Here is a 21,995-nt window from a genome sequence, read left to right on the forward strand (position 1 = left end):
GCGAGAGAGGGGGCCGCGCACTGAGAGTTCGAGGGTGACCAACCCGATCACTCTGACCCGGTCGGCGTCCCCCTCATGCCCCGCCCGCGGCGAGGCACCCTCCCCCTTTGCGTCGGGGAAGGGTTCGGATTGTCTCAACCCGTCCGTTTAAGGACGGCGTATGGCAGTTGCGCGAAGAGATCGGCGACATCGAGCCGGCCGTCACCGACCGCCACGTCGCGTCCGGTGACGAGGTCGGTCCACCGGCTCTCACCCGGCACCGGGAGAACGGTCCCGGCAAAGCGCGACGCCGACCACACGCCATCTCCCGGCAAGCCCGATACGAGACGTGGAACCGCCACGATCAGATCACCCTCGCCGCTGGTGCTGGCCGAGCGCGTGAAGGCGAGGACGTGCCCGGCCATGTCACCGGCCGCGGGAGCGGCGATGTAGTCGGCGTCCGCGTAGAAGGACGGCCGGGCCGCGCGATCCTGGAGAAGTCGCGCCAGCGTCGCCTGCTTGACCCGCCCGTCCGGCCAGGTGCCGAGCAGAGAGGCCACGTCCGCCTCGCCGAAGAGGGCCTGTGACAGCGCCGAATAGTCCACCGGGCGGCGATTGTCGGGGTCTACGAAGGAAAAATCCCAGTTCTCCGTGCCCTGGTAGGTGTCGGGAAGGCCAGGCAGGGTCGCCTTTAGGACGGTGCGGCCGAGGCTGGCGATCATGCCGAGGTGGGCGAGTCGGCGCGCAAACGGACGCAGACGGTCGAGGAAGTCCGACCCCGGTGCGATCAGCTTGGCGAACAGCGCCTTGACCGCGCCCTCGTAAGCCTCGTCGACGTTGACCCAGCTCGACCGGCGCTTGCCCTCGCGCAGCGCCTTCTCCGAATAGGCGCCGAGCCGCTCGCGAAAATCGGTGATGGCCGCTTCGTCGTCGCGCTCAAGCAGTTCAAGCGGCCAGGCCCCGAGGATCGCCTGGAAGAACATCCACTGGTCGTTGGCGTCAGGCACGGCCTCGTCGTCGATGACGGTCAGGTGCGAAGCGGCGATCTCCTGCCAGCTCGCCCAGGCCTGCGCCCATTCCTCGGGAATCTCGGACAGGGCGAGCAGTCGGGTGCGGGCATCCTCGCCGCGCTTGGTATCGTGGGTCGCCGTGGTGATCATCGCGTTGGGCCAGTCGCGGGCGCGCGCCACCTGCAACGCGTGGAAATGCTCCACCGACAGGCCGTACTCGCCCGGATCGCCACCGACCTCGTTGAGGGCGAGGAGGGCCGCGTAACGATAGAACAGCGTATCTTCCAGGCTCTTGGCCATCACCGGGCCGGTGAGCTGCTGGAAGCGACGGCGGAAGCGCAGGATCACCGCCGGGTCCGGACGCCCGGGAGCCGCCGTGTCGATGCGTCCGAGCAGGGCGTCCGCCGCGAAGTCGTGGACCGACCGATCCGGCAGCGCGCTCCAGCGCTTGGCCTTCTTCACAGCACCCTCGATCAGGCGGATGTCCTCGTCCTCCACGTCGCTTTCGTCGAGGTCGCCGGGCAGGTAGCTGCGGTAGGTCGGGAAGCGCGCGATGATCTCGATCAAGGCGCGGCGGATGGCGTTCACCGAAAAGTCGCGGGTGCGACGGTCGGCGTCGGCGATCTGCTTCAGGTCGGAGGTCATCACCTCGAGCTCGCTGGCGAAGCTGATCTCGAGGATCTCGGCCTTGGCCGCGCGCAGCATGAACTTGTAGGGCTCGTCGAACCCGGTGCTCGCCTCGTAGAGCTTGCGCACGTCCGTGCGTCGGCCCTGGTCGACGAGGATGCCGTCGAGCTGGTTGAGCACGTCGTACCCGGTGGTGCCGGCGACAGGCCATGGACGCAGCTTCTCGCCGGGCTCCAGGATCTTCTCCACCACCACGTAGAAGCCGGGGCCGACCGCCGCCTGCAGCGCGCGGGCGTAGCCGAGGGGATCGGCCAGGCCGTCGATGTGGTCGATGCGCAGCCCGTCGATGCGGCCCTCGCGGACGTGCCGGAAGATGGTCTCGTGCGAGCGCTGGAAGATGTCGGATTTCTCGACGCGCAGGCCCGCCAGGGAATTCACGTCGAAGAAGCGACGATAGTTGATGTCGCTCGCCGCGACCCGCCAATGGGCGAGACGGTACGACTGCAATTCGAGCAACCTGTGGAGGGGGCCGAAGCTGTCGGGATAACCCTCGGCGCCGTTGAACAACCGCAGGGTCCGCTCGATCGCGTCACCGAGGGCGGAGGACGCCGCCACCGCCTCCGCCAGGCGCTCCTTGAGCTCTTCCGCCTCGGCCGGGAAACCGCGCCGACGCTCGAAGCTCGTCTCCTCGCCCATCAGCCGCAACTGCTCGGAGATGCTGAGGACCTCGAAGGCGGCGGCGTCGCCGACTTCGTTCAGGGCAGCCAGTGCGCGGTTGAGGATCGACGGATACTGCAGCGGGCAGACCGGAAAGGCGTGCTCATAGTGCCAGACGCTGAAGGCGCCTTTGGCGGCGTCGAACTTCAGGTCGAGCTTGCCGCTCTCCAGGGCCTCGCCGTAGCGGTCCCCGAGGAAGGGAACCACCAGCTTGTTGTTGGCGCCGAGCCGCGACCAGTCGATGTCGAAGGCATGGGCAAAGGGCGACAGCCCGCCCCATTCGAGCACCGACAGCCACCATGGATTGTCGGCGCCGCCGACGCCCATGTGGTTGGGCACGATATCGAGCAGCAGCTTGAGGCCGTGCCCGTGCAGCGTTTCGGAAAAGCGGACGAAGGCGTCCTCGCCGCCAAGCTCCGGATTGATGGTGGCATGGTCGGCGATGTCGTAGCCATGGGTCGAGCCCGGCCGCGCCTTCTGGATCGGCGATGCGTAGACGTGGCTGATCCCGAGCTTTTCCAGGTACGGAATGATCCGCTCGGCGTCCGCGAAGGTGAAACCTTCGTGGAACTGCAGGCGGTAGGTCGCCCGCGGCGGCGCCGAGGCGAGCCGTGCCGCACCCGAACGCGGCCCACGCGCTTCGGCCGACAGGGAAGCCGCGAGCTTGGCCAGGGGCCCGCCGGGGGCGGCGATGGCCTCGAGGCTGCGGTCGAGCTTGCGCCGCCAGTTCGGATAGCCCTCCGTCGACCCGGGCACGTTGGCCTGGCTGAGTTCGGAGACCACGTCCTCGTATTGCACCGCCGTCAGCATCGACGGCGCACGGGCGAGGTAGCGAGCGGCGGCCTCGAAGGGAGCCGCCTCGGGCGGATCGTAGCTCGGCAACAGCTGATCCGCCGCCAGGGCCTCCGTCAGTCTGGCCCGCTCGGTGACGCGGCCGAGGCGCTCGGCCTCGGCCCGCTCGGCATCGTACAGCCCGAGAGCCTGGCGGGTATCGGTGTCGACCACGCGCCACCAGCCGACGAAGGTCGGCAGGTCGTGGGTGGTGATGGCGGTGAGCGCATCGCGCGGATAGGCGGCCGGCGGCTTGAAGCGTCCGTCGTTCTCGCGCTCGAACGCGAGGATGCGGTAGCTCAGGATGCCGACACGCATCAAGGCGTCGGAGAACCCGTCGGGCGCGGTGCCGAGATCTTCGGCGATGACGAGGCACTTGGCGCGGTGGCTCTCGAGCCGCAACACCGCCAGCATGGCGTCGAAGGGCATCGCCACATAGGCGCCGTCGCGGGCCAATCCGTTGGACGGAATCAGGAAGAGGCGGGCGAGCTGGAAGGCGTGGTCGATGCGGATCGCACCGGCATGGCGCATGTTGGCCTGCACCAGGGCGCGGAACGCGGCGAGGCCATCGCGCTCCATGGCCAGGGGATCGAAGGCCGGCAGGCCCCAATCCTGGCCCTTGGGGGCGAGGAGATCGGGCGGAGCGCCGATCGACACGCCCAGGGCGAACCGATCCGGGTGCGACCAGACCTCGGAGCCGCCGCGATCCGCGCCGACGGCGAGATCGCGATAGAGGCCGAGCCTCATCCCCGCCCCCAATGCGGCCTGCGACGCTGCCCCGAGCTGGACATCGGCGAGGTACTGCAGCCAGACGTGATAGCTGACCGATTCCGCGTTCTCGCGGGCGAAAGCCGCCACCGCATCGGAGCCGGCGGACCGCATCTCCTCCGGCCAATCGCCGACCCAATGGGCGCCGCGGGCCTGATAGAAGGCCGAGAGCGCCTCGAAGCGCCCATGCGCTTCAAGGTCGGGGCCGCCGGCCTCGCGAAAGGCCTGGAAGTCTGCGTCCCGGCCCCTGCGCGCCGGAGAATCCTCCCACAGGGCCTGCAGCACGGGCGATAGCACGGCCCAGATGCCCGCGTGGTCGACGAGGGCCGCCTCGCGCAGCGCCTCGACCCGCGGCGCCATCTCGGCGAGGCGTGCCGCGGCGCGTGAGCCCGCGAACCCGGGCAGGGTCCCCGGCTCGATGAACAGTGTCTCGAGGAACAGGCGCGAAGACGGTGAATAGGGCGAAATCTTGCTGCGGTCCGACTCGAACAAGGCATGGACCGGGCTGAGGCCGAGGAACGATGCGCCCCGCAGGCCCGCGTCGCGGGCGGCGCGTCCCGCATCGGCATAGGAGCCGATGCCGAGGTTGTCCGGCGAGCGCAGCCCGTAGAGCTGGGCGGCCAGCCCCCAATCCCGGGCGCCCTCGTCGGCATAGGCCCGCGGGCGCCAGCAGCGCTTGGGCGCCGCGATCACCCAGGCCTGCCCGCGCCGGTCACCGAGGGACGCGGTGAGGCGGTGATAGCCCGGCGTAAGGGGCGGGAGCGAGAAGGTGGCGTCCTCGCCTTCGCCGAGGGCGGCGCGGCCCTCGCGGACCTGACCGCGCTCGTCGACGAGCTTCCAGGCGACATGGCCCGATGCCGACGACACCCGCAGCGGGATGCTGGCCGCGCGCCGCGACTCGACCGGCAGCAGCGATGGGATCAGGCCGCACCGCAAGTCTTCCACCCGTGACAGGCTCGCCGCGATCTCCGCGTCGTCGTCGACCGCGATCCCGAGGGCGGCGAGCATGCCGCGGCGGGTCTCGAGGCTGGTCTCGACGGGCTGCCCGAATGCGTCGGTGTAGCCGTTCGCGACACCGACGAGATCGGCGAGTTTTTCGAGGTCGGCGCTCATTGGGCGGCTTTCGTCAGGAAGATGCCGGTCCAGGACGGCAGGAGTATCGTCGAATCGCCGGCGTCGCTGGACCAGATGATGTGACCGCCGTCCGACGGCGTCTCGAAGTCGTCGGTGCCGAGATTGGCGAGGAAGCGCAGAGAGCCGGCCTCGTATCGCCAAGTGCAATCCACGACGTCGGGCCGCGGCAGGTGGACCTGCGCCCCGAGATAGCGGGACTTCGTCAGCGGCACCACCGACTGGCGGCGGATCTGCAGGAGATTGCGGGTATCGGCCCAGACCTCGCGGTGGCCCGGCCGATCACGCTCGGCCCAGTCGATCTTGGAGTCGAGGAACGTCGCCTCCTCGGTCGGATCGGGGATCACGGAGGTGTCGTCGGCGAATGCCGCGAAGCTCTTGAACTCGCGCCGTCGCCCCTCGCGAACCGCCTTGTTGAGGTCGTGGTCGGGCGCGAAATCGACGAAGAACAGGAACGGGGCGGTGGCCGACCATTCCTCGCCCATCCACAGCATCGGGATCTGCGGCGCGAGCAGCAGCCCTGCCCGTGCCAGCGCGAGCTTCTTCGGGTCGCTGAGCGCGCTCAGCCGCTCGCCGAGGGCCCGGTTCCCGACCTGATCGTGGTTCTGGAGGAAGGTGACGAAGGCCGAGGGCGGCAGATGGGCCGAGGGTTCGCCGCGCGGATGGTTGTCGAGGGTCGGGAACGGCTCGCCTTGATAGGCGAAGCCCTCCGACAGGCAGCGCGCCAGATGCGCGACGGGCTTGTCGGAGAAGCTGGCGTAATAGCCGGCGTCCTCGCCCGTCAGCAGCACGTGCCAGCAGTGATGGAGGTCGTCGGCCCATTGCGCGTCGTGCTGCCTGGCCTTCCCGTCCGCACCCCGTTCGAGCCAGCGTGCCTGGTTGGCTTCGTTCTCAAGCACCAGATGGACCTGCCGGCCGGGCAGGCGGGCCCGGATCGTCTCGCCAAGCTCACCGATGAAATGCGTCTCGGAATCGTCGAGGATCGCGTGGACCGCATCGAAACGCAGGCCGTCGAAATGGTATTCCTCCAGCCAGTAGAGTGCGTTCTGGAAGAAGAAGTCGCGCACGACGCGGCCACTGTCCTCGCCATCGACGTTGATGCCGGCCCCCCAGGGTGTCTGGTGACGCTCGGTGAAGAAGGTCTTGGCGTAGACGTTGAGATAGTTCCCGGCCGGGCCGAAGTGATTGTAGACGACGTCGAGGAAGACCATCAGCCCGAGGCCGTGGGCGCGTTCGACGAGGCGCTTGAGATCGTCGGGAGTGCCGTATGCGGCGTCGGGAGCATAGGGCAGCACGCCGTCGTAGCCCCAGTTGCGGGTGCCCTTGAAGTCGGCGAGTGGCAGCAATTCGATGGCGGTGACGCCGAGATCGCACAAATCCTCGAGCTTGTCGGCGAGGGCGGCGTAGGTGCCCTCCGGCGTCGCGGTTCCGACGTGGAGTTCGTAGAGCACGACCTCTTCCCACGGCCGGCCCTTCCAGGCGGCATCGGTCCAGACGTGAGCGTGTCCATCCACGACTTCGCTGAGGCCAGACACGTCGTCGGGCTGGAAACGCGAAGCCGGATCGGGAACGACAAGGTCACCGTCGATGCGATACCCGTAGCGTGCGCCGCTGCCGATGCCGGGGACCGTCAGGACGCGCCACCCGCCGCCGACATCGGGTACGTCGTGGTCGACCCCGTCGAGCACGAGCGCGACCCGCTCGGCGGTGGGGGCCCAGAGGGCGAACCGGGTCCCATCCTTGGTCGTCTCCGCGCCGAAGGGCATCGTATGGGCACGCTGCATCAGGCGGCATCCTCGATCATCATGGTTGTGGCATCCGCACGTCGGCGCCGGAGCGTGCACAGCACCGATTGGTTGAGAAGGCGGCCCGGCGCGGTCTGGTTCCCGCATCCGAGCTATGGCGTGGCCACACCGCGACAACCCGCACGGGCAGCGGAATGTTGCACCGCATTTCGGGGACGCAGACCCGCCTCCGGCCGATCGGCGGGCGAACACCGGCCGCTCTGAACCGACAAAGGCAGGACCGGTCACGGAACCCACGCCCGGCCGGGATTCTTACCTTGCGCCACTCGCGCCTGGGAGAGAACGATGAGCCGTGGATATCCGTCGATGACGGCATTGCTGGGCCTGCTGGCGGTAGCCGGCTTCCAGAACAGGGACAAGATCGCCGAGATGCTCGGCGGCCTCGGCAAAGGGCAGCCGGGACAGCCGGTCGAGCAGGGTGGATTGAGCGGGATTCTCGGCAGCATCGCCGGCGCCCTGGGCGGTGCCGGGGCCGGCGCGGGAGCCGGCAGCTTCCTCGGCGGCGGCGTCGGCGAACTCGTCGACCGGTTCCGGCAGGCCGGCCAGGGCGAGACCGCGGACTCCTGGGTCAAGCAGGGCCCGAACCGCGAGATCGCTCCGCCCCAGCTCGAACAGGCGATCGGTCCCGACGTTCTCGCGACCCTGTCGCAGCGGACGGGCCTGTCGCGGGAGGAGCTGCTCTCGCGGCTGTCGCGCGAGCTGCCCAAGGCGATCGACCAGTACACGCCGGACGGACGCGTGCCCGCGTAGGGCGACGCCGTTCCAAGCCGCCGGGCGGGACGGAGCGTCCCGACCCGGCGGTTCGGCTATCCCCTGGCGAATCCCGCACCATAGGCCGCCGCGGGGCGGGCGCGCAGGACGAGAAGCGAGCGTCCGTCGAGGCGGATGCGGGTGCCCGGCAGGAACAGGGCCTGGGCGCCCTGAACCTGACCGATGGGCCGCGTGGTGTCGAAGATGGCCACCCAGGGACCGCCGACGACGGGAGCCAGGGTGAAGTCGCAGGCGGCCTCGGCGGCGTTCACGAGCACCAGGAGCCGGTCGGCTTCCGGCAGGTCGTTGCCGATCTGCATCCCGAAGGTCTGGCGGTTGTCGTCCCCCCAATCGCGAGCATCCATTTCCTCGCCGTTCGGCGACAGCCAGTGGACGTCGCGCAGGGCCTCGTCGGGGTCGATCGGGTTGCCTGTCAGGAAGGCGCGGCGGCGCAGTGCCGGCTGCTCGCGCCGCAGGCGGGTGAGATTGGCGACGAAACTCGCCAGGCCGGGATCGGGATCATTCTCCCAATCGACCCAATTGGTCTCGTTGTCCTGGGCGTAGGCGTTGTTGTTGCCCTTCTGGCTACGGGAACGCTCGTCGCCCATCAGCAGCATGGGCACGCCCTGGGCGAGGAGGATTGTCGCGAAAAGATTGCGCTTCTGCCGATGGCGAAGGGCGAGGATGGCCGGATCCTCGGTCTCGCCTTCGACCCCATAGTTGCGGGACAGGTTGTGGCCGTGGCCGTCGCGGTTGTCTTCCCCATTGGCCAGATTGTGCTTGTCCTCGTAGGCGACGACATCGGCGAGCGTGTAGCCGTCGTGGCTCGCCACGTAGTTGATGCTCGCCTGGGGCGCCCGGCCTGAGGGCCCGAAGATCTCGCGAGAGCCCGACAACCCCTGCGTCACCTTCGCGAGCATCCCCGGATCGCCGCGCCAGAATCCGCGGACGCTGTCGCGGAACTGGTCGTTCCATTCGCTCCAGCCCTTCGGATAGCCGCCGAGCTGGTAGCCGCCGGCTCCGATGTCCCAGGGCTCGGCGATCATCTTGATGGACGCCAGTACCGGGTCCTGCGCGACCGCCTGGAAGAAGGCCGCCTTGCGGGAGAAATCGTGCGGTGTCCGGCCGAGACAGGTCGCGAGATCGAACCGGAAACCCGCAACTCCATAGGCCGTCACCCAGTGCCGCAGGGAATCGAGCACGAGTTGCATCACGCGCGGATGATCGAGGTCGAGGGTGTTGCCGCACCCGGTGCAATCCATGTCACGCCGCCGGTCGGCGGGGTCGAGCTTGTAATAACTGGCGTTGTCGATGCCGCGGAACGACAACGTCGGCCCGAGCCGATCCGCTTCGGCCGTATGGTTGTAGACGACGTCGAGATAGACCTCGATCTCGGCCGCCGCCAACTCGCGGATCGCCGCCTTCAAGCCGCCGATGCCGGTCGGACCGAGGTAGCGTGGCTCCGGCGCGAAATAGTTGAGGGGCGAGTAGCCCCAGAAATTGCACAGGCCTTTCTCCACGAGGAAACGATCGTCGACGAACGACTGAATCGGCAGGAGTTCGATGGCCGTGACGCCCAGCTTGAGCAGATGCTCGATGATGGCCGGATGGGCGAGCGCGGCGTAGGTGCCGCGTTCCGCTTCGGGCACCGCCGGGTGGCGCTGGGTCAGCGCCTTGACGTGCGCCTCGTAGATCACCGTCTCGGCGAGCGGGCGACGGCTCACCAGGTGCGATTGCGCGGCGAGATCGGGGGCCGTCACCACCGCCTTGGGCATGTGGATGGCACTGTCGCGCCGGTCGATCTGGTCCTCGCGCTGCAATGCGCGGCGGTGGCCGTAGAGCGCATCGTGCCAACGAAGCCGGCCACGAATCTCGCGGGCATAGGGATCGAGCAGGAGCTTGGCCGGATTGAACCGGTGGCCCTGCGCCGGGTCCCACGGGCCGTGGACGCGGTAGCCGTAGAGCTGGCCGGGGAACACGCCGCGCAGGTAGCAGTGCCAGACATCGTCGGTGCGGCACGGCAGCCGGATCGTCTGGTGTTCGTGGCGTTCGCCCGCTTCGAACAGGCACAGATCCACGGCCGTGGCGTGCTCCGAGAACACCGCGAAATTGACGCCGCGGCCATCGAAATGCGCGCCCAGCGGGGCAGGCACGCCGTCATCGATGCCGATCATGCCGAAACTTGTCCACGCTCCGAGGAAAGAAGCGTGACCTTAGTCCTGCCGCCGCTGCGGAGCAAAGGCGTCCGACGGTACCCTTCGGCTATTCCGCGGCCGCCGCGGCGCGGGGCGGTTCACGCTCGATCGTACGGAAATTCTCGAGCTCGGTCATGAAGTTGCGCGCCCACCAATCCACATCCTCGCGGGTCATCCGCTCGACCATGGGGGTCCAGCGTTCGAGCCGCTCGCCGCGCGGCATGTACAGCGCCGTCCTGATCGCCTCGGCGACCTCGAATCGGTCGTAGGGATTCACGAGCAGAGCTTCCGGCAGCTGCCGTGCGGCGCCCGCGAATTTCGACAGCACGAGGACGCCAGGGTCTTCGGGACTTTGGGCGACGACGAACTCCTTGGCCACCAGGTTCATGCCGTCGCGCATCGGCGTCACCAGCCCGACCCGGGCGGCACGATAGAGCCCGGCGAGGACCGGGCGCGGATAGGCCTTCGTGACGTACTGGATCGGCGTCCAGTTCGGTTCGCCCAGCGACCCGTTGATCTCGCCGACCGTCTGATTCACCTCGCGGCTGAGCTCCTCGTACTCCGGGACCTCGGTGCGCGATTTCGGGGTGATCTGAATGTAGACGACGTTGCCACGCTGATCGGGATTCGAAGCAAAGAAGCGGTCGACCGCCTCCATCCGCTCCGGCACGCCCTTCGAGTAATCGAGACGATCGACACCGATCAGGAGCTTGCGGGTGCGCAGGCCGGACAACGTCTCGCGCACGACCTTGTTGGCACCGGCGTTCTCGGCGGCCTCTTTGAAACCGGCCACGTCGATACCGATCGGGAAGCTGCGGATGCGGGTACGCCGCCCCTCCACCATGAGCGAACCGCCACCGAGCGGGATCGCCCGCAGTTCGTCGATGAGGTTGCGCGAGAGGTTGTGGACGTCCGGGTCCGTCTGCAGGCCGATGAGGTCGTAATCGGCGATGGCGCGCAGGAGCTCGCCACTGGCAGGCAGCGTGTTGAACACGTCCGCGGCCGGCCATGGGATGTGATGGAAGTAACCGATCGGGTTGGCGATGCCGAGGCCACGCAACTCGGAGGCCAGCGGCAACATGTGGTAGTCGTGCACCCAGATGATGTCATCCGGCTCGATCAATTTGGCCAGGGTACGCGCGAAAATCCGATTGACCCGGAGATAACCCGCGTAGTCCGAGCGCGAAAAAGACCCGAGACCAAGCCGGTAATGCATGATCGGCCAGAGGGCGCGATTGGCGAAACCGCTGTAATATTCCCGGTGATCCTGGGGAGACAGATCGACGACCGCATATTGGATGTGGCCGCGGTCGATCAGGGTCGGTTCGGGCGACGGGTTTTCGGTGACGGTTCCGCTCCAGCCGAACCAGAGCCCTTCGTAGGCGGTGAAAGCCTCCTTGACGGCGACGGCCAATCCGCCGGCTGCCACCGCCTTGCCCTGTTCGTCGGGGATCGCGACGCGGTTCGATACGATGACAAGGCGTGCCACGAATGTGGGCTCCGGTCCTCAGGGCTCGGCGCGACCACCGCGCTTCGCCATCAATGAAATGCTTACGTGAACGCGCAAAGACCGCTCGTGATCCGTGCCTACAGCCAAGCGCCTTTGAGCCTCGTCGGTCAAGGCATCGCCGACGCCGGACCGATCGTTTGGCAGAATGGCACACAACTCCCGCCGAAAAGCGTCCACCGGGTCGATGTCCTGACCGGCCAAGCTCGGCTTTCATGCCCTGGGCGCGATGAACGGAGCCTGATCGCGACCCGAGCGACAGGGACCGACCGGCTTCCCCGCGTCACCTCTCTCGGGCTCCACGGTCGGCTGCCAGCGCGAGCGGGAAACCGCCGGGCTCCACAGAAGGAACCGGCGCCCACGGGGAATGTTACACCGCCACAACATAGCACCTGCGACGCCGTCGTGCCCTGCGGCCGTCGCGCGCGCCAGTGAAGGAGTGACACCCGTGAGCGGCATCAACGCCCCAGGCCAACACGCCAACGAGTCCCTGTCCGGCGACAATACGGCTCCCCCCGATCTCAAGGCCCTGCGCAGCGACGTCGACGGTATTGCCAACCTCGCCGTCGAGCGCGGCCGCGGGTTCGTGGAAGCCGCCAAGGTCCAGGCGACCGACTACGTCGATCGGCGCAAGGGCGACGCCGCCCAGTCGGTCCACGACCTCGCCAAGGGTCTGCGCGACTCGAGCAAGACGTTCGACGACAAGCCCAACATCAAGGCTTTCTTCGACAGTGCCGCCGAGGGCTTGGAGCAGCTCGGCGGATCGATCGAGTCGCGGAGCTTCGCCGACTTCTACGACGACGCCGAGGCCTTCGCTCGTCGGGCGCCGGTCGCCGTGGCTGTCGCGACCTTCGTGACCGGCTTCATGGTCGCGCGTTTCATCAAGTCGTCGAGCGTTTCGCCGAAGGGCGATCGTTACGACGGCTACGGCGCCTGAGGTCGCGAGCCCATGTCGAACGGCAATCCATCCAGCATCCAGGGGCTCATCGGCGATGCGCTCCGTGAGACCAACGAGCTGGCGCGCAAGGAGATCGCTCTCTTCCGGAACGAGATGACGAGCAACATCCGCTCGCTGTTCCTCGGAATGGCGATGCTCGTCGGCGCCGCCGTTTTCGGCGTCGTGGCCATGCTGGTCCTCGTCGACGCCCTCGTGAAGTGGCTGGCGACGGTGGTGAACTCCGAAGCGTTGGCCGCCCTCATCGTCGGCGGCGTCCTGCTCGTCGTCGCGATCGGCCTCGCGCTGTGGGGCCGCAGCGCGATGTCGATCTCCACCCTCGCTCCGACGCGCACGACCCGGCAGGTCCGCGAAGACGCTCGTACATTGTCCGAAAGGGTTTCGGGATGACCGGTTCGCTCAACGACCTCGAGAAGGACATCGAAGCGAGCCGCGCTCGCCTCGACGAGACCATCGACAAGATCCAGGGTCGGCTCACCGTATCGAGCATCGTCGACGAGATGCTCGGGAACGCTCGCAAGACGCCACTGTCCGGCGCCTACGACGGTGTTCTCGCAGCCGTCCGCCGGAACCCGGTGCCGGTTCTCTTGATCACCGCCGGCGTGGGCTGGCTGCTGCACCGGATGTCGGGCGACGTCATGCGCGATGCCGAGCGGCGCCGCGTCCAGCGGGCGGCCGAGGATCTGCCGGTCCTGAAGAACGGCGCCGATCGGACCTACGATCCGGACCAACCGACCCGACGCTCCGTCAATGGGATCGGCGACGAGACCCAGATCTGAAGCCGCGAGCGTGTCGGAGACGTCATCGTCGGCGACAGGACCAATTGGCTGCGGACGACGAGTTCTATCTACAGCACACGCCCGCTCCGATCGCGGTACGACTTTCGTCACCCTCCGTTATCGAGCCCGAATATCCGGACTCATTGGTCGAGATCGATGCCTCCTCTCTGGAGAGGGGCCGGCACAACGCACGAGGAGTTTGCCAGATGAACACCAGCAAGAGCACCATCGGCGGCCCGGGTACGACGCCCGAAGACATCCTGGCCGCGGCCGGCCTGCCTCACGGCTCGACCACCGAGCATTCTCTGCATGATCGCCTGCACAAAGATACCGCCGCCGGCCTCCACCGGGCCCGAGCCGAGACGGCGGATGCCGTCGACGATGCTCGCGACACCGCCGAGGGGCTGAAGAGCCGCGCCGCGCACCTCGCCGAGCAGGCGTCCGACACGTTCGACGAGGCGAAGGAGCGGGTCTATTCCGCTGCGTCCGATGCCAAGGGACGCGCCGCGGAGACCGCGCGGGACCTGCGCGACCGGGCCGGCCGGACCTACGACGATACCCGCGACTGGGCCAGCGAGCAGAGTGAGGCCCAGCGTCGGCGGCTGTCCGACCTGTCGGATCGGGGAGCCGAGCGCCTTCGCGAGGGCAAGAGCGCCGTGGAGACCTTCGTGTCCGAGAACCCCCTCCTCGTGGGCGTCGTCGGCGTGGCGGCGGGGCTGCTCCTCGGAGCCCTTCTGCCCCGCACCCGCAAGGAGGACGAGACCGTGGGTCCGTGGGCCGACGAGGTACGCGACCAGGGTCTCCGGTATGCACGCGACATCACCAGCAAGGGCCGCGAGTTCGTTGAGAGCGCCCTTGACCCCGAGGCGATCAACGCCGCTGCTCAGCGTGTCGCCGAGGCCGCCGAGCCAAACGCCGGCGCGAACCGTCCGCGTCCGCACTGACGTTGCGGTAGCTCCGTAGACGACGACGTGGGCGGTGCCGGGCTTGGCACCGCCCTTTTTTCGTCGATGATCCCCGTCCTGCACGCGGTGCTTTGTCGTGCGCACCGCGGTCGCCGGTGCCGTGGGGCCGAGGGAGATGGGCCGAAGGGAGATGGAAGGACCCGACGCGCGGCTTCTCTGGTGCGGCGACACCGCATTTACGATCGCGTTCGGAGATACCATCGACGATGCGCTGACAAGCCGGGTCCTGGCGCTCGATGGCCTCTTGAAGGAGGTGGCGCTGCCCGGCCTCGTCGAGGTCGTACCGACCTATCGTTCCCTGACGGTGCACCTCGATCCCATCGCCGTCGATCCCGCACGACTCGCCGCCGACGTGCTCGCCCTGGCCGGACGGTGCACCACAGCCAGTCGACCGAACCGAAGCTGGCGTATCCCCGTGGTCTACGGCGGCGCGTTCGGGGTGGACCTCGACGCCGTGGCGCAGCGGCATGGGCTGACGCCGGAGGCGGTGATCGCGTGCCATGCCTCCGGTGATTACCGGGTCGCGATGCTCGGCTTCCTGCCGGGTTATGCCTATCTCAGCGGGCTCGACCCGCGCCTGGCCCTGCCCCGGCGTGAGAATCCACGCTCCGCAACACCGGCCGGCACGATTTCGATCGGTGGTGCCCAGGCCCTGGTCGCCAGCATCGCGGCGCCCAGCGGCTGGCATCTCCTCGGACGCACGCCGGTGCGGACCTTTCGTCCGGAGGGCGACCCGATCTTTCTGTTCGAACCCGGAGACAGGGTGCGGTTCGTCCCGATCGATCCTGACCGTTGGGACGACCTCGACCGTGCCGAGGAGGCCGGCGACTGCGTCGCCGAGTCGATCTCGGCGTGAGCGGGACCGGAGCATGTGCGCTCGTCGTCCTGCGCTGCCATGGCCTGGCGAGCCTGCAGGACGGTGGACGCCGGGGCCATCAGCGCTACGGCCTGTCGCCGTCCGGTGCGATGGATCCGCTCGCCATGGCGATGGCCAACACCCTGGTCGGCAACAAGGCGGATGAAACCGTCATCGAGTTCGGTCTCGGCGGCGGCGAGTTTCGCGTTGAGGACGGCGATGTCCGCCTAGCTATCGCCGGTGCCATGGGCATGGTCGCATGCGATGGCTCTCCGGTGATCGGGGCGCGTTCCTTCGTTCTCGCGAAGGGCCGATGCCTCACCATTGCGCCGCCACATCGTGGCGTCTTTGGCTATCTGGCCGTGGCCGGCGGAATCGGCGGCGCGTCCGTCCTGGGCAGCCGCGCCCTGCACCTACGCGCCGGCATCGGCGGAATCGACGGACGTCCCCTCCGGCCCGGCGACAGGCTCGACGTACCTGCCGATCCGGGCGGTATCGACAGGGCCATGCCTGCGCTCCCACACGATGGGCATAGGGCGATCCGCGTCATGCTCGGTCCCCAGGACGACCATGTCTCGCCGGAGGGATGGGCGGTGTTCCTCGGCGAGGGATTGACGGTCTCGCATCAGGCCGATCGCATGGGATACCGCCTCGACGGTCCGTGGATCGCCCATGGCGGGAAGGGCTACAACATCGTGTCGGACGGGACGGTGGCCGGCTCGATCCAGTTGCCCGGCAACGGCCACCCGATCGTGCTGATGGTGGACCGGCAGACCACCGGCGGATACCCCAAGATCGCGACGGTCGTCTCGGCCGACCTGCGCCGGCTGGCGCAACGGCGGCCCGGCGATGCCGTCCGCTTCGCCATCGTCGATCTCGCCCAGGCGACGGCGGCCGCTCGCGCCCGGTCGCGCGAGATCGCGGCATTGCCGGGGTCGCTCCGGGACGTGGCCGTCGCAGACGCCGAATGCCTGGGCGCCGCCAACCTGGCCGGCGATGCCGTCGACGCCCTCGCCTCGACCCCGTGAGCGCACCGGCCCTCGACGGGCCGGCCCGAGTTGGCTATCGACGCGCCCATGAAGACGGCCGATTGCGACATCCTGATCCTGCCGGGCCTCGGGGGCTCCGACGACGGCCACTGGCAGGTGCGCTGGGCCTCCCGCATGTCGACGGGTCGTGTTGTCGAGCAGGCCGATTGGCACAATCCCGACCCCGAGGCGTGGTGCGGGCGCATCGTCGAGGCGGTGACGCAGGCGACGCGTCCGGTGATCCTGATCGCCCACAGCCTGGGCGTCGTGGCCACGATCCTGGCCGTTCCCGCCTTCCCGACCGGCGTGGTGCACGGCGCCGTTCTCGTCGCCCTGCCCGACGTCGAGACGACACCGAACCTGCCCGACGCCGTCCGACGGTTCGCCCCGATCCCGCGCCGGCCCCTGCCGTTCCCGGCCCTGGTCGTGGCGAGCCGCGACGACCCCTATTGCAGCTACGAGCGCGCCGAGGATTTCGCCCTCGCCTGGGGCGCGACGACGGTCGATGCCGGACATTCCGGCCATATCAACATCGCCAGCGGGCACGGCCCCTGGCCCGAGGGCCTGATGCGCCTCGCCGGCTTCATGAAGGACCTGTGAGCGTAGACCAGTAGGACCGGACTCGGCCGCTCCCGCCCCTCGCTTCGTCGTGGTGACCGGTTCGGCGAACGTCGATGCCCTCCGCCTGGGGCTCGCACGCGGCCTACCCGGCCGAAGACCCGATCCGCTGTCGTTCTCGACGGTCGCGCCAGCGATGCACGAAGTGGCACGCGCGGACCCTGAGCGGACGGACCGTCGTTCCGAGGTTCGCACATCGGACAACACCTTGCCCGACAAGACCTTCGCGTCCCGACGCCCTCACGCCACCGGCCTCAACCACCTTCGCCCCCGACGGTTCGCGCAGACAGGCTGAAGACATCAATTCCGGTCGCATGTTAGGGGACGGCCCGTCGCTCCCTCACGGGAGCGTGGATCGAAACTGGACGACAGGTAGGTTGGTCAGGCCCGCCGCATGTCGCTCCCTCACGGGAGCGTGGATCGAAACTTGACCTCGTAGGCGCGGCGCACCGGCATGGGACGTCGCTCCCTCACGGGAGCGTGGATCGAAACATCGACGACATCCACCACGACGCCTTCGGCACGTCGCTCCCTCACGGGAGCGTGGATCGAAACCCGTCGCAGGGGTCGGCCTCGCGCGTCGTGGAAAGTCGCTCCCTCACGGAAGCGCGGATCGAAATGGCGTCGCGGCTAAAGGTGGCCTGGCTGTTGCGCCGGCACCGCCCCGCTGGAATGCTTCCTCCACATCCTCAAGATCGAACGCGTCAGCCAGCGACGATGGGCGACCCGGGACGAGATCCGATGCGACACGTTCGCCGAGATCGGAGGTCGCTACGAACGGCAACGCATCCACTCGGCGACATCACGCCCGGACAAACAGCGAGCGCCCACTGTCCGTGCGCAGGCGGGCAAAAAGCCGAAAACGATTTGCAACCGAGGTCCGAAATGGTGCCGCAAGAGGGATTCGAACCCCCGACCCCCTCATTACGAATGAGGTGCTCTACCAGCTGAGCTATTGCGGCACAGGCACCGGATCGTCGAGCGAGCTGGTACCGCGCGGTGTTACCCGGCCGGTCCGACCTTGGCAAGGTGGCGGGAGCGTCTCGGGGTCATAGGATGCGCAGGCGATGCAGTGGGGCAACGGGGACGCGGTGTTGCCGCGGCCGACGCTCGGGCGATGCACCCTGCGAACGATGCGATGTTTCCATGATCGGCGCGCCTTCGCGCTGCGGCCGGGCGCTTTTGGCGGGAGCACCGCGCATGTGGCGGGGGATGGGGAATACCGGCCGGGATGAAGTCTTTGCAGTTCTTCGTAAGCCCTGTAGTTTCGACATGAACGATGGCCGGGCGGCATGCCCGCGGCCGCGACCGAGGACCGTGTCCCCCGATGAGGGAAGAGAGTGCGGCGACCCTGCCGGCCCCGCCCGCCGGCCAGCCAGCGATCGACGGGGTGTCCACCTCGCGCAGTGCCGCACCCGCCGCCCCGTTCCGGCTCGGACGCCGCAACGCCTATGCGGCCCTCGACCTCGGCACCAACAATTGCCGGTTGCTGATCGCCGAAGCGGCCTCCCATGGCTTTCGCGTCATCGACGCCTTCTCGCGCATCGTACGCCTCGGCGAGGGGCTCGGCACCTCCGACCGCCTCAGCGAGGCGGCGATCCTGCGCACCCTCGAAGCCCTTCGGATCTGCCGCTCCAAGATGGAGACCCGCGGCGTCGTGCGGGCCAAGATCATCGCTACGGAGGCGTGCCGGCTCGCGGTGAACGGCGCCGACTTCGTCGAACGGGTCCGCACGCAGGTCGGACTCGATCTCGAGATCGTCGACCGGCAGACCGAGGCCTATCTCGCCGTCACCGGCTGCGCGGCACTGGCCGACCCTTACGCCGAATCGGTGGTGATCTTCGATATCGGCGGCGGCTCCACCGAGATCGCCTGGCTCGACGGGGCGGCCACCAACCCGTCGACGGACCCGACCCTGCGCATCCGCGCCTGGGATTCCCTGCCCGTCGGTGTCGTCACCCTGGCCGAACGCCATGGCGGGGCGGAGGTCACGCGGCTGATGTTCGAGGGCATGGTGGAGGAGGTCGCCGACCTCCTCGCCCGCTTCGCGATCCGGGCGGCACCCGCCGCCAACGCCCGGCATTTTCATCTGCTCGGCACCTCCGGCACGGTGACGACGCTGGCGGCCATGCATTTGCGGCTCGTGCGCTACGAGCGCCGCCGGGTCGACGGCCTCTGGATGAGCGACGGCGAGGTCTCCGACGCCATCGACGACCTCCTCGACACGCGCCTCGACCAGCGCGCAGACAACCCTTGCATCGGCCGGGACCGGGCCGACCTCGTGCTGGCGGGCTGCGCCATCCTCGAGGCGATCCGCCGGGCCTTTCCCTCCGAACGCCTGCGCATCGCCGACCGCGGCCTGCGCGAAGGACTGTTGATGAACATGATGCGCGAGGACGGCGTCTGGCGCCGCGGGGGCCACCGTTGACGGATCGGCGCGGTGCCAGCGGCGGGTTGCGGGGCGAACTCAAGCAGCGGGTGAAGACGGGGCGAGGCCGCACGGCGTCTCAGAAGCGTTGGCTGGAACGCCAGCTCAACGATCCCTACGTCGCCCGTGCCAAGCGCGAGGGATATCGCTCGCGGGCGGCCTTCAAGCTCATCGAGATCGACGAGCGCTTCAAGATCATCAAGCCCGGCCAGCGGATCGTCGATCTCGGCGCAGCCCCCGGCGGGTGGTCGCAGGTGGCGGCCAAGATCGTGGGCGCGGAAGGGCGCATCGTCGGCATCGACCTTCTCGAGATCGAGCCGATGACGGGCGTCGAGTTCATCACCCTCGACTTCCTCGACCCGAGCGCGCCCGAACGCCTGACCACTCTGCTCGGCGGCCGGGCCGACCTCGTCCTGTCCGACATGGCCGCCAACACCACCGGCCACAAGCAGACCGACCACCTGCGCATCATCGGACTGGCCGAGACCGCCGCCGAGTTCGCCCGCGAGATCCTGGCGCCGGGCGGGGCCTATCTCGCCAAGGTGTTCCAGGGCGGCACCGAGGGCACGCTGCTCGCCGACTTGAAGCGCGACTTCGCCCTGGTGCGACACGTCAAGCCGAACGCGAGCCGGGCCGATTCGAGCGAATTGTACGTGTTGGCGACGGGGTATCGTGGGACGACGTCCCAGACCGATGAGGCCACCGAGACCTGAGCGACGGCGATCAGAGCCGGCAGGCGCCCTCCAGGGCGGTGTTCTCGGCTTGCGTGAACAGCCGCGAGCGGATGAGGAACCGTTTGTCGCGACCGTTCTCGAGAGAAAACATGCCGCCGCGCCCGGGCACCACGTCGAGGATGAGGTGGGTGTGCTTCCAGACCTGGAACTGCGGCCGGCTGATCCAGAAGTCGGCACCGGCCACCTGGCCGAGGTGCACGTCGCTGTCACCGGTGAGGAAGTCGCCGACGGGGTAGCACATCGGCGAGGAGCCGTCGCAGCAGCCGCCGGACTGGTGGAACATCACCGGCCCGTGCTCGGCGCGCAGTTCGTCGATCAACGAGACGGCCGCCGGGGTCGCGGTGACGCGCAGGGGCGTACCGTCGGCGCCGGCTTGGTCGGCGGTGCTGGGATCGGTCATGGTCGGTCGTCTTTCGCTCAGGTGAGATCGGCCTCGGACCAACACGCCACCCTGTCCTGAAGGGCCGCGCTTCGCGCCGCTGCCTCAGGATCAGGTGGCGAGGTGAACGATCGCAGATATGCCACGCGGAAACGCCCCGGCCGGTCCGGTCGGGGCGCTTCGCGACGGGCGTGGACGGCCTAGAAGAACCCGAGCTTCTTGGCCGAGTAGCTGACCAGCATGTTCTTGGTCTGCTGGTAGTGGTCGAGCATCATCTTGTGGTTCTCGCGGCCGATGCCGGACTGCTTGTAGCCGCCGAAGGCCGCATGCGCCGGATAGGCGTGGTAGCAGTTGGTCCAGACGCGGCCGGCCTGGATCGCCCGGCCGAAGCGGTAGGCGCGGCTGCCGTCGCGGGTCCAGACGCCGGCGCCGAGCCCGTAGAGGGTGTCGTTGGCGATGGAGAGCGCTTCGGCATCGTCCTTGAAGGTCGTGACCGAGAGCACGGGCCCGAAGATCTCCTCCTGGAAGATGCGCATCTTGTTGTGGCCCTTGAACACCGTCGGCTTCATGTAGAAGCCCTCGGCGAAGTCGCCGTCCTTCACATTGCGCTCGCCGCCGGTCAGGCACTCGGCGCCTTCCTGCTTGCCGATATCGACGTAGCTGAGGATCTTCTCCAGCTGCTCGGAGGAGGCCTGGGCGCCGATCATCGTGGTGGGATCGAGCGGTGAGCCTTGCGTGATCGCCTCCACCCGCTTGATCGCCCGCTCCATGAAGCGGTCGTAGATCGACTCGTGCACCAGCGCCCGGCTCGGACAGGTGCAGACCTCGCCCTGGTTGAGGGCGAACATCGTGAAGCCTTCCAGGGCCTTGTCGAAGAAGTCGTCGTCCTCGTTGGCCACATCGGCGAAGAAGATGTTCGGCGACTTGCCGCCGAGCTCCAGCGTCACCGGGATCAGGTTCTGCGAGGCGTACTGCATGATGAGCCGGCCCGTCGTCGTCTCGCCGGTGAACGCGATCTTGGCGATGCGGGGCGAGGAGGCCAGCGGCTTGCCGCATTCGAGGCCGAAGCCGTTGACGATGTTGAGCACGCCCGGCGGCAGCAGGTCGGCGATGAGTTCGGCCACCACGAGGATCGAGGCGGGGGTCTGCTCGGCGGGCTTGAGGACGACGCAGTTGCCGGCGGCGAGCGCGGGCGCCAGCTTCCACACCGCCATCAGGATGGGGAAGTTCCACGGGATGATCTGGCCGACGACGCCGAGCGGCTCGTGGAAGTGGTAGGCCACCGTGTCGTGGTCGATCTCGGAGATCGAGCCTTCCTGGGCGCGCACGCAGCCGGCGAAATAGCGGAAGTGGTCGATGGCGAGCGGAATGTCCGCATGCGTCGTCTCGCGGATCGGCTTGCCGTTGTCCCAGGTCTCGGCCCGGGCGATCAGGTCGAGGTTGTCCTCCATCCGGTCGGCGATCCGGTTGAGGATCAGGGCGCGCTCGGCGGCGGAGGTGCGGCCCCAGGCGTCCTTGGCGGCGTGGGCGGCGTCGAGGGCCTTGTCGACGTCCTGCGCATCCGACCGGGCGACCTCGCAGATCACCCGCCCGTTGATGGGAGAGGTGTTCTCGAAGTAGCGGCCGTTCACCGGTGCGACCCACTGGCCACCGATGAAGTTGTCGTAACGGGCCGAGAACGGGGCCTTCAGGCTGGACGCGAGAAACTCCGGCTTGTTCATGGCGAATCCTCCTTGTTGTTGTGTTGAGACCTCATACGCCATGGCAGGGTCCATGCCAAATGAAACCGGTACGGTCGAGCGTCTCTTGTGCGTCGCGGTAAGACGTTGAAGATATTCGTTACTTGTTCGTTCTACCACAGGCGGGCATCCTTGCTCGCCGGAACGGCGAAAGGCCTTTCGACGCCCTTACGCTGGACTTGTGCTGCGACAGC

General features: G+C 68.2%; 16 protein-coding genes, 1 tRNA gene and 1 pseudogene. 11 read left to right on the forward strand and 7 right to left on the reverse strand.

Translation table 11 applies throughout. The annotated features are described in order from the left end of the window. Positions 1 to 134 precede the first annotated feature (134 nt). Together ASG40_RS09190 and treZ are read right to left on the reverse strand one after the other, a co-directional pair. Complete coding sequence (locus ASG40_RS09190; RefSeq protein WP_055883978.1) at positions 135 to 5,045, reverse strand: malto-oligosyltrehalose synthase; 4,911 nt, start codon at positions 5,043 to 5,045, stop codon at positions 135 to 137. Continuing rightward, positions 5,042 to 6,847: a malto-oligosyltrehalose trehalohydrolase gene (treZ, locus tag ASG40_RS09195; protein WP_055883981.1), complete on the reverse strand. Its 1,806-nt coding sequence runs from the start codon at positions 6,845 to 6,847 to the stop codon at positions 5,042 to 5,044. Before treZ ends, ASG40_RS09190 begins: the two co-directional genes overlap by 4 nt. 306 nt (positions 6,848 to 7,153) lie before the next feature. Between treZ and ASG40_RS09200 the strand changes: the two genes are divergently transcribed. After that, a complete protein-coding gene (locus ASG40_RS09200) occupies positions 7,154 to 7,618 on the forward strand; it encodes a YidB family protein (protein ID WP_055883985.1) in 465 nt (154 codons plus the stop codon). 56 nt (positions 7,619 to 7,674) lie between these two features. Here ASG40_RS09200 and glgX read toward each other — a convergent pair whose 3' ends face one another. Continuing rightward, entirely contained in the window at positions 7,675 to 9,792 is a 2,118-nt protein-coding gene (glgX, locus tag ASG40_RS09205) for a glycogen debranching protein GlgX (RefSeq protein ID WP_055883988.1), read from the reverse strand. Positions 9,793 to 9,880: 88 nt separating this feature from the next. Next, the gene (locus ASG40_RS09210; RefSeq protein ID WP_055883992.1) at positions 9,881 to 11,302 is read right to left on the reverse strand and encodes an alpha,alpha-trehalose-phosphate synthase (UDP-forming); all 1,422 of its coding nucleotides are present in this window, start codon (positions 11,300 to 11,302) and stop codon (positions 9,881 to 9,883) included. A 466-nt stretch (positions 11,303 to 11,768) separates the two neighbouring features. Here ASG40_RS09210 and ASG40_RS09215 point away from each other — a divergent pair, with 466 nt between their 5' ends. From ASG40_RS09215 to ASG40_RS22125, 8 genes and pseudogenes are all read left to right on the forward strand, one after another. Continuing rightward, on the forward strand, positions 11,769 to 12,257 hold the full coding sequence (locus ASG40_RS09215) for a hypothetical protein (RefSeq protein WP_443136599.1): 489 nt from the start codon (positions 11,769 to 11,771) through the stop codon (positions 12,255 to 12,257). Positions 12,258 to 12,269: 12 nt separating this feature from the next. Further along, positions 12,270 to 12,665, forward strand: a complete 396-nt coding sequence (locus ASG40_RS09220; protein ID WP_055883994.1) for a phage holin family protein — start codon at positions 12,270 to 12,272, stop codon at positions 12,663 to 12,665. After that, complete coding sequence (locus tag ASG40_RS09225; protein ID WP_055883997.1) at positions 12,662 to 13,054, forward strand: DUF3618 domain-containing protein; 393 nt, start codon at positions 12,662 to 12,664, stop codon at positions 13,052 to 13,054. The genes ASG40_RS09220 and ASG40_RS09225 overlap by 4 nt, the downstream gene beginning before the upstream one ends. Positions 13,055 to 13,098: 44 nt before the next feature. Further along, positions 13,099 to 13,998 carry a hypothetical protein gene (locus tag ASG40_RS09230; RefSeq protein ID WP_244480577.1) on the forward strand — a complete coding sequence of 300 codons (900 nt, stop codon included), beginning with the start codon at positions 13,099 to 13,101 and terminating at the stop codon, positions 13,996 to 13,998. A gap of 151 nt (positions 13,999 to 14,149) precedes the next feature. Then, positions 14,150 to 14,875, forward strand: a complete 726-nt coding sequence (gene pxpB, locus ASG40_RS09235) for a 5-oxoprolinase subunit PxpB (RefSeq protein ID WP_055884004.1) — start codon at positions 14,150 to 14,152, stop codon at positions 14,873 to 14,875. Further along, positions 14,872 to 15,903 carry a biotin-dependent carboxyltransferase family protein gene (locus ASG40_RS09240; RefSeq protein WP_055884007.1) on the forward strand — a complete coding sequence of 344 codons (1,032 nt, stop codon included), beginning with the start codon at positions 14,872 to 14,874 and terminating at the stop codon, positions 15,901 to 15,903. The genes pxpB and ASG40_RS09240 overlap by 4 nt, the downstream gene beginning before the upstream one ends. Before the next feature lie 48 nt (positions 15,904 to 15,951). Continuing rightward, complete coding sequence (locus tag ASG40_RS09245; RefSeq protein ID WP_055884010.1) at positions 15,952 to 16,503, forward strand: RBBP9/YdeN family alpha/beta hydrolase; 552 nt, start codon at positions 15,952 to 15,954, stop codon at positions 16,501 to 16,503. A 661-nt stretch (positions 16,504 to 17,164) separates the two neighbouring features. Further along, positions 17,165 to 17,320: pseudogene (locus ASG40_RS22125) on the forward strand (IS3 family transposase); the annotation flags it as partial. An 87-nt stretch (positions 17,321 to 17,407) separates the two neighbouring features. On the opposite strand, the gene ASG40_RS09250 reads toward ASG40_RS22125, so the two are convergent. Further along, positions 17,408 to 17,483, reverse strand: a tRNA-Thr gene (locus tag ASG40_RS09250). Positions 17,484 to 17,848: 365 nt separating this feature from the next. Between ASG40_RS09250 and ASG40_RS09255 the strand changes: the two genes are divergently transcribed. Both ASG40_RS09255 and ASG40_RS09260 read left to right on the forward strand, forming a co-directional pair. Further along, entirely contained in the window at positions 17,849 to 18,949 is a 1,101-nt protein-coding gene (locus ASG40_RS09255) for a Ppx/GppA phosphatase family protein (protein WP_055884013.1), read from the forward strand. Next, the gene (locus ASG40_RS09260) at positions 18,946 to 19,662 is read left to right on the forward strand and encodes an RlmE family RNA methyltransferase (RefSeq protein WP_055884018.1); all 717 of its coding nucleotides are present in this window, start codon (positions 18,946 to 18,948) and stop codon (positions 19,660 to 19,662) included. Before ASG40_RS09255 ends, ASG40_RS09260 begins: the two co-directional genes overlap by 4 nt. A 10-nt stretch (positions 19,663 to 19,672) precedes the next feature. Here the strand turns inward: ASG40_RS09260 and ASG40_RS09265 are convergent, their stop codons facing one another. Together ASG40_RS09265 and adh are read right to left on the reverse strand one after the other, a co-directional pair. Further along, entirely contained in the window at positions 19,673 to 20,083 is a 411-nt protein-coding gene (locus ASG40_RS09265) for a DUF779 domain-containing protein (RefSeq protein ID WP_055884021.1), read from the reverse strand. A gap of 179 nt (positions 20,084 to 20,262) precedes the next feature. Continuing rightward, on the reverse strand, positions 20,263 to 21,783 hold the full coding sequence (gene adh / locus ASG40_RS09270; RefSeq protein WP_055884023.1) for an aldehyde dehydrogenase: 1,521 nt from the start codon (positions 21,781 to 21,783) through the stop codon (positions 20,263 to 20,265). Positions 21,784 to 21,995: the final 212 nt, after the last annotated feature.

The sequence above is a fragment of the Methylobacterium sp. Leaf399 genome (genome assembly GCF_001424525.1).
Classification (GTDB): domain Bacteria; phylum Pseudomonadota; class Alphaproteobacteria; order Rhizobiales; family Beijerinckiaceae; genus Methylobacterium.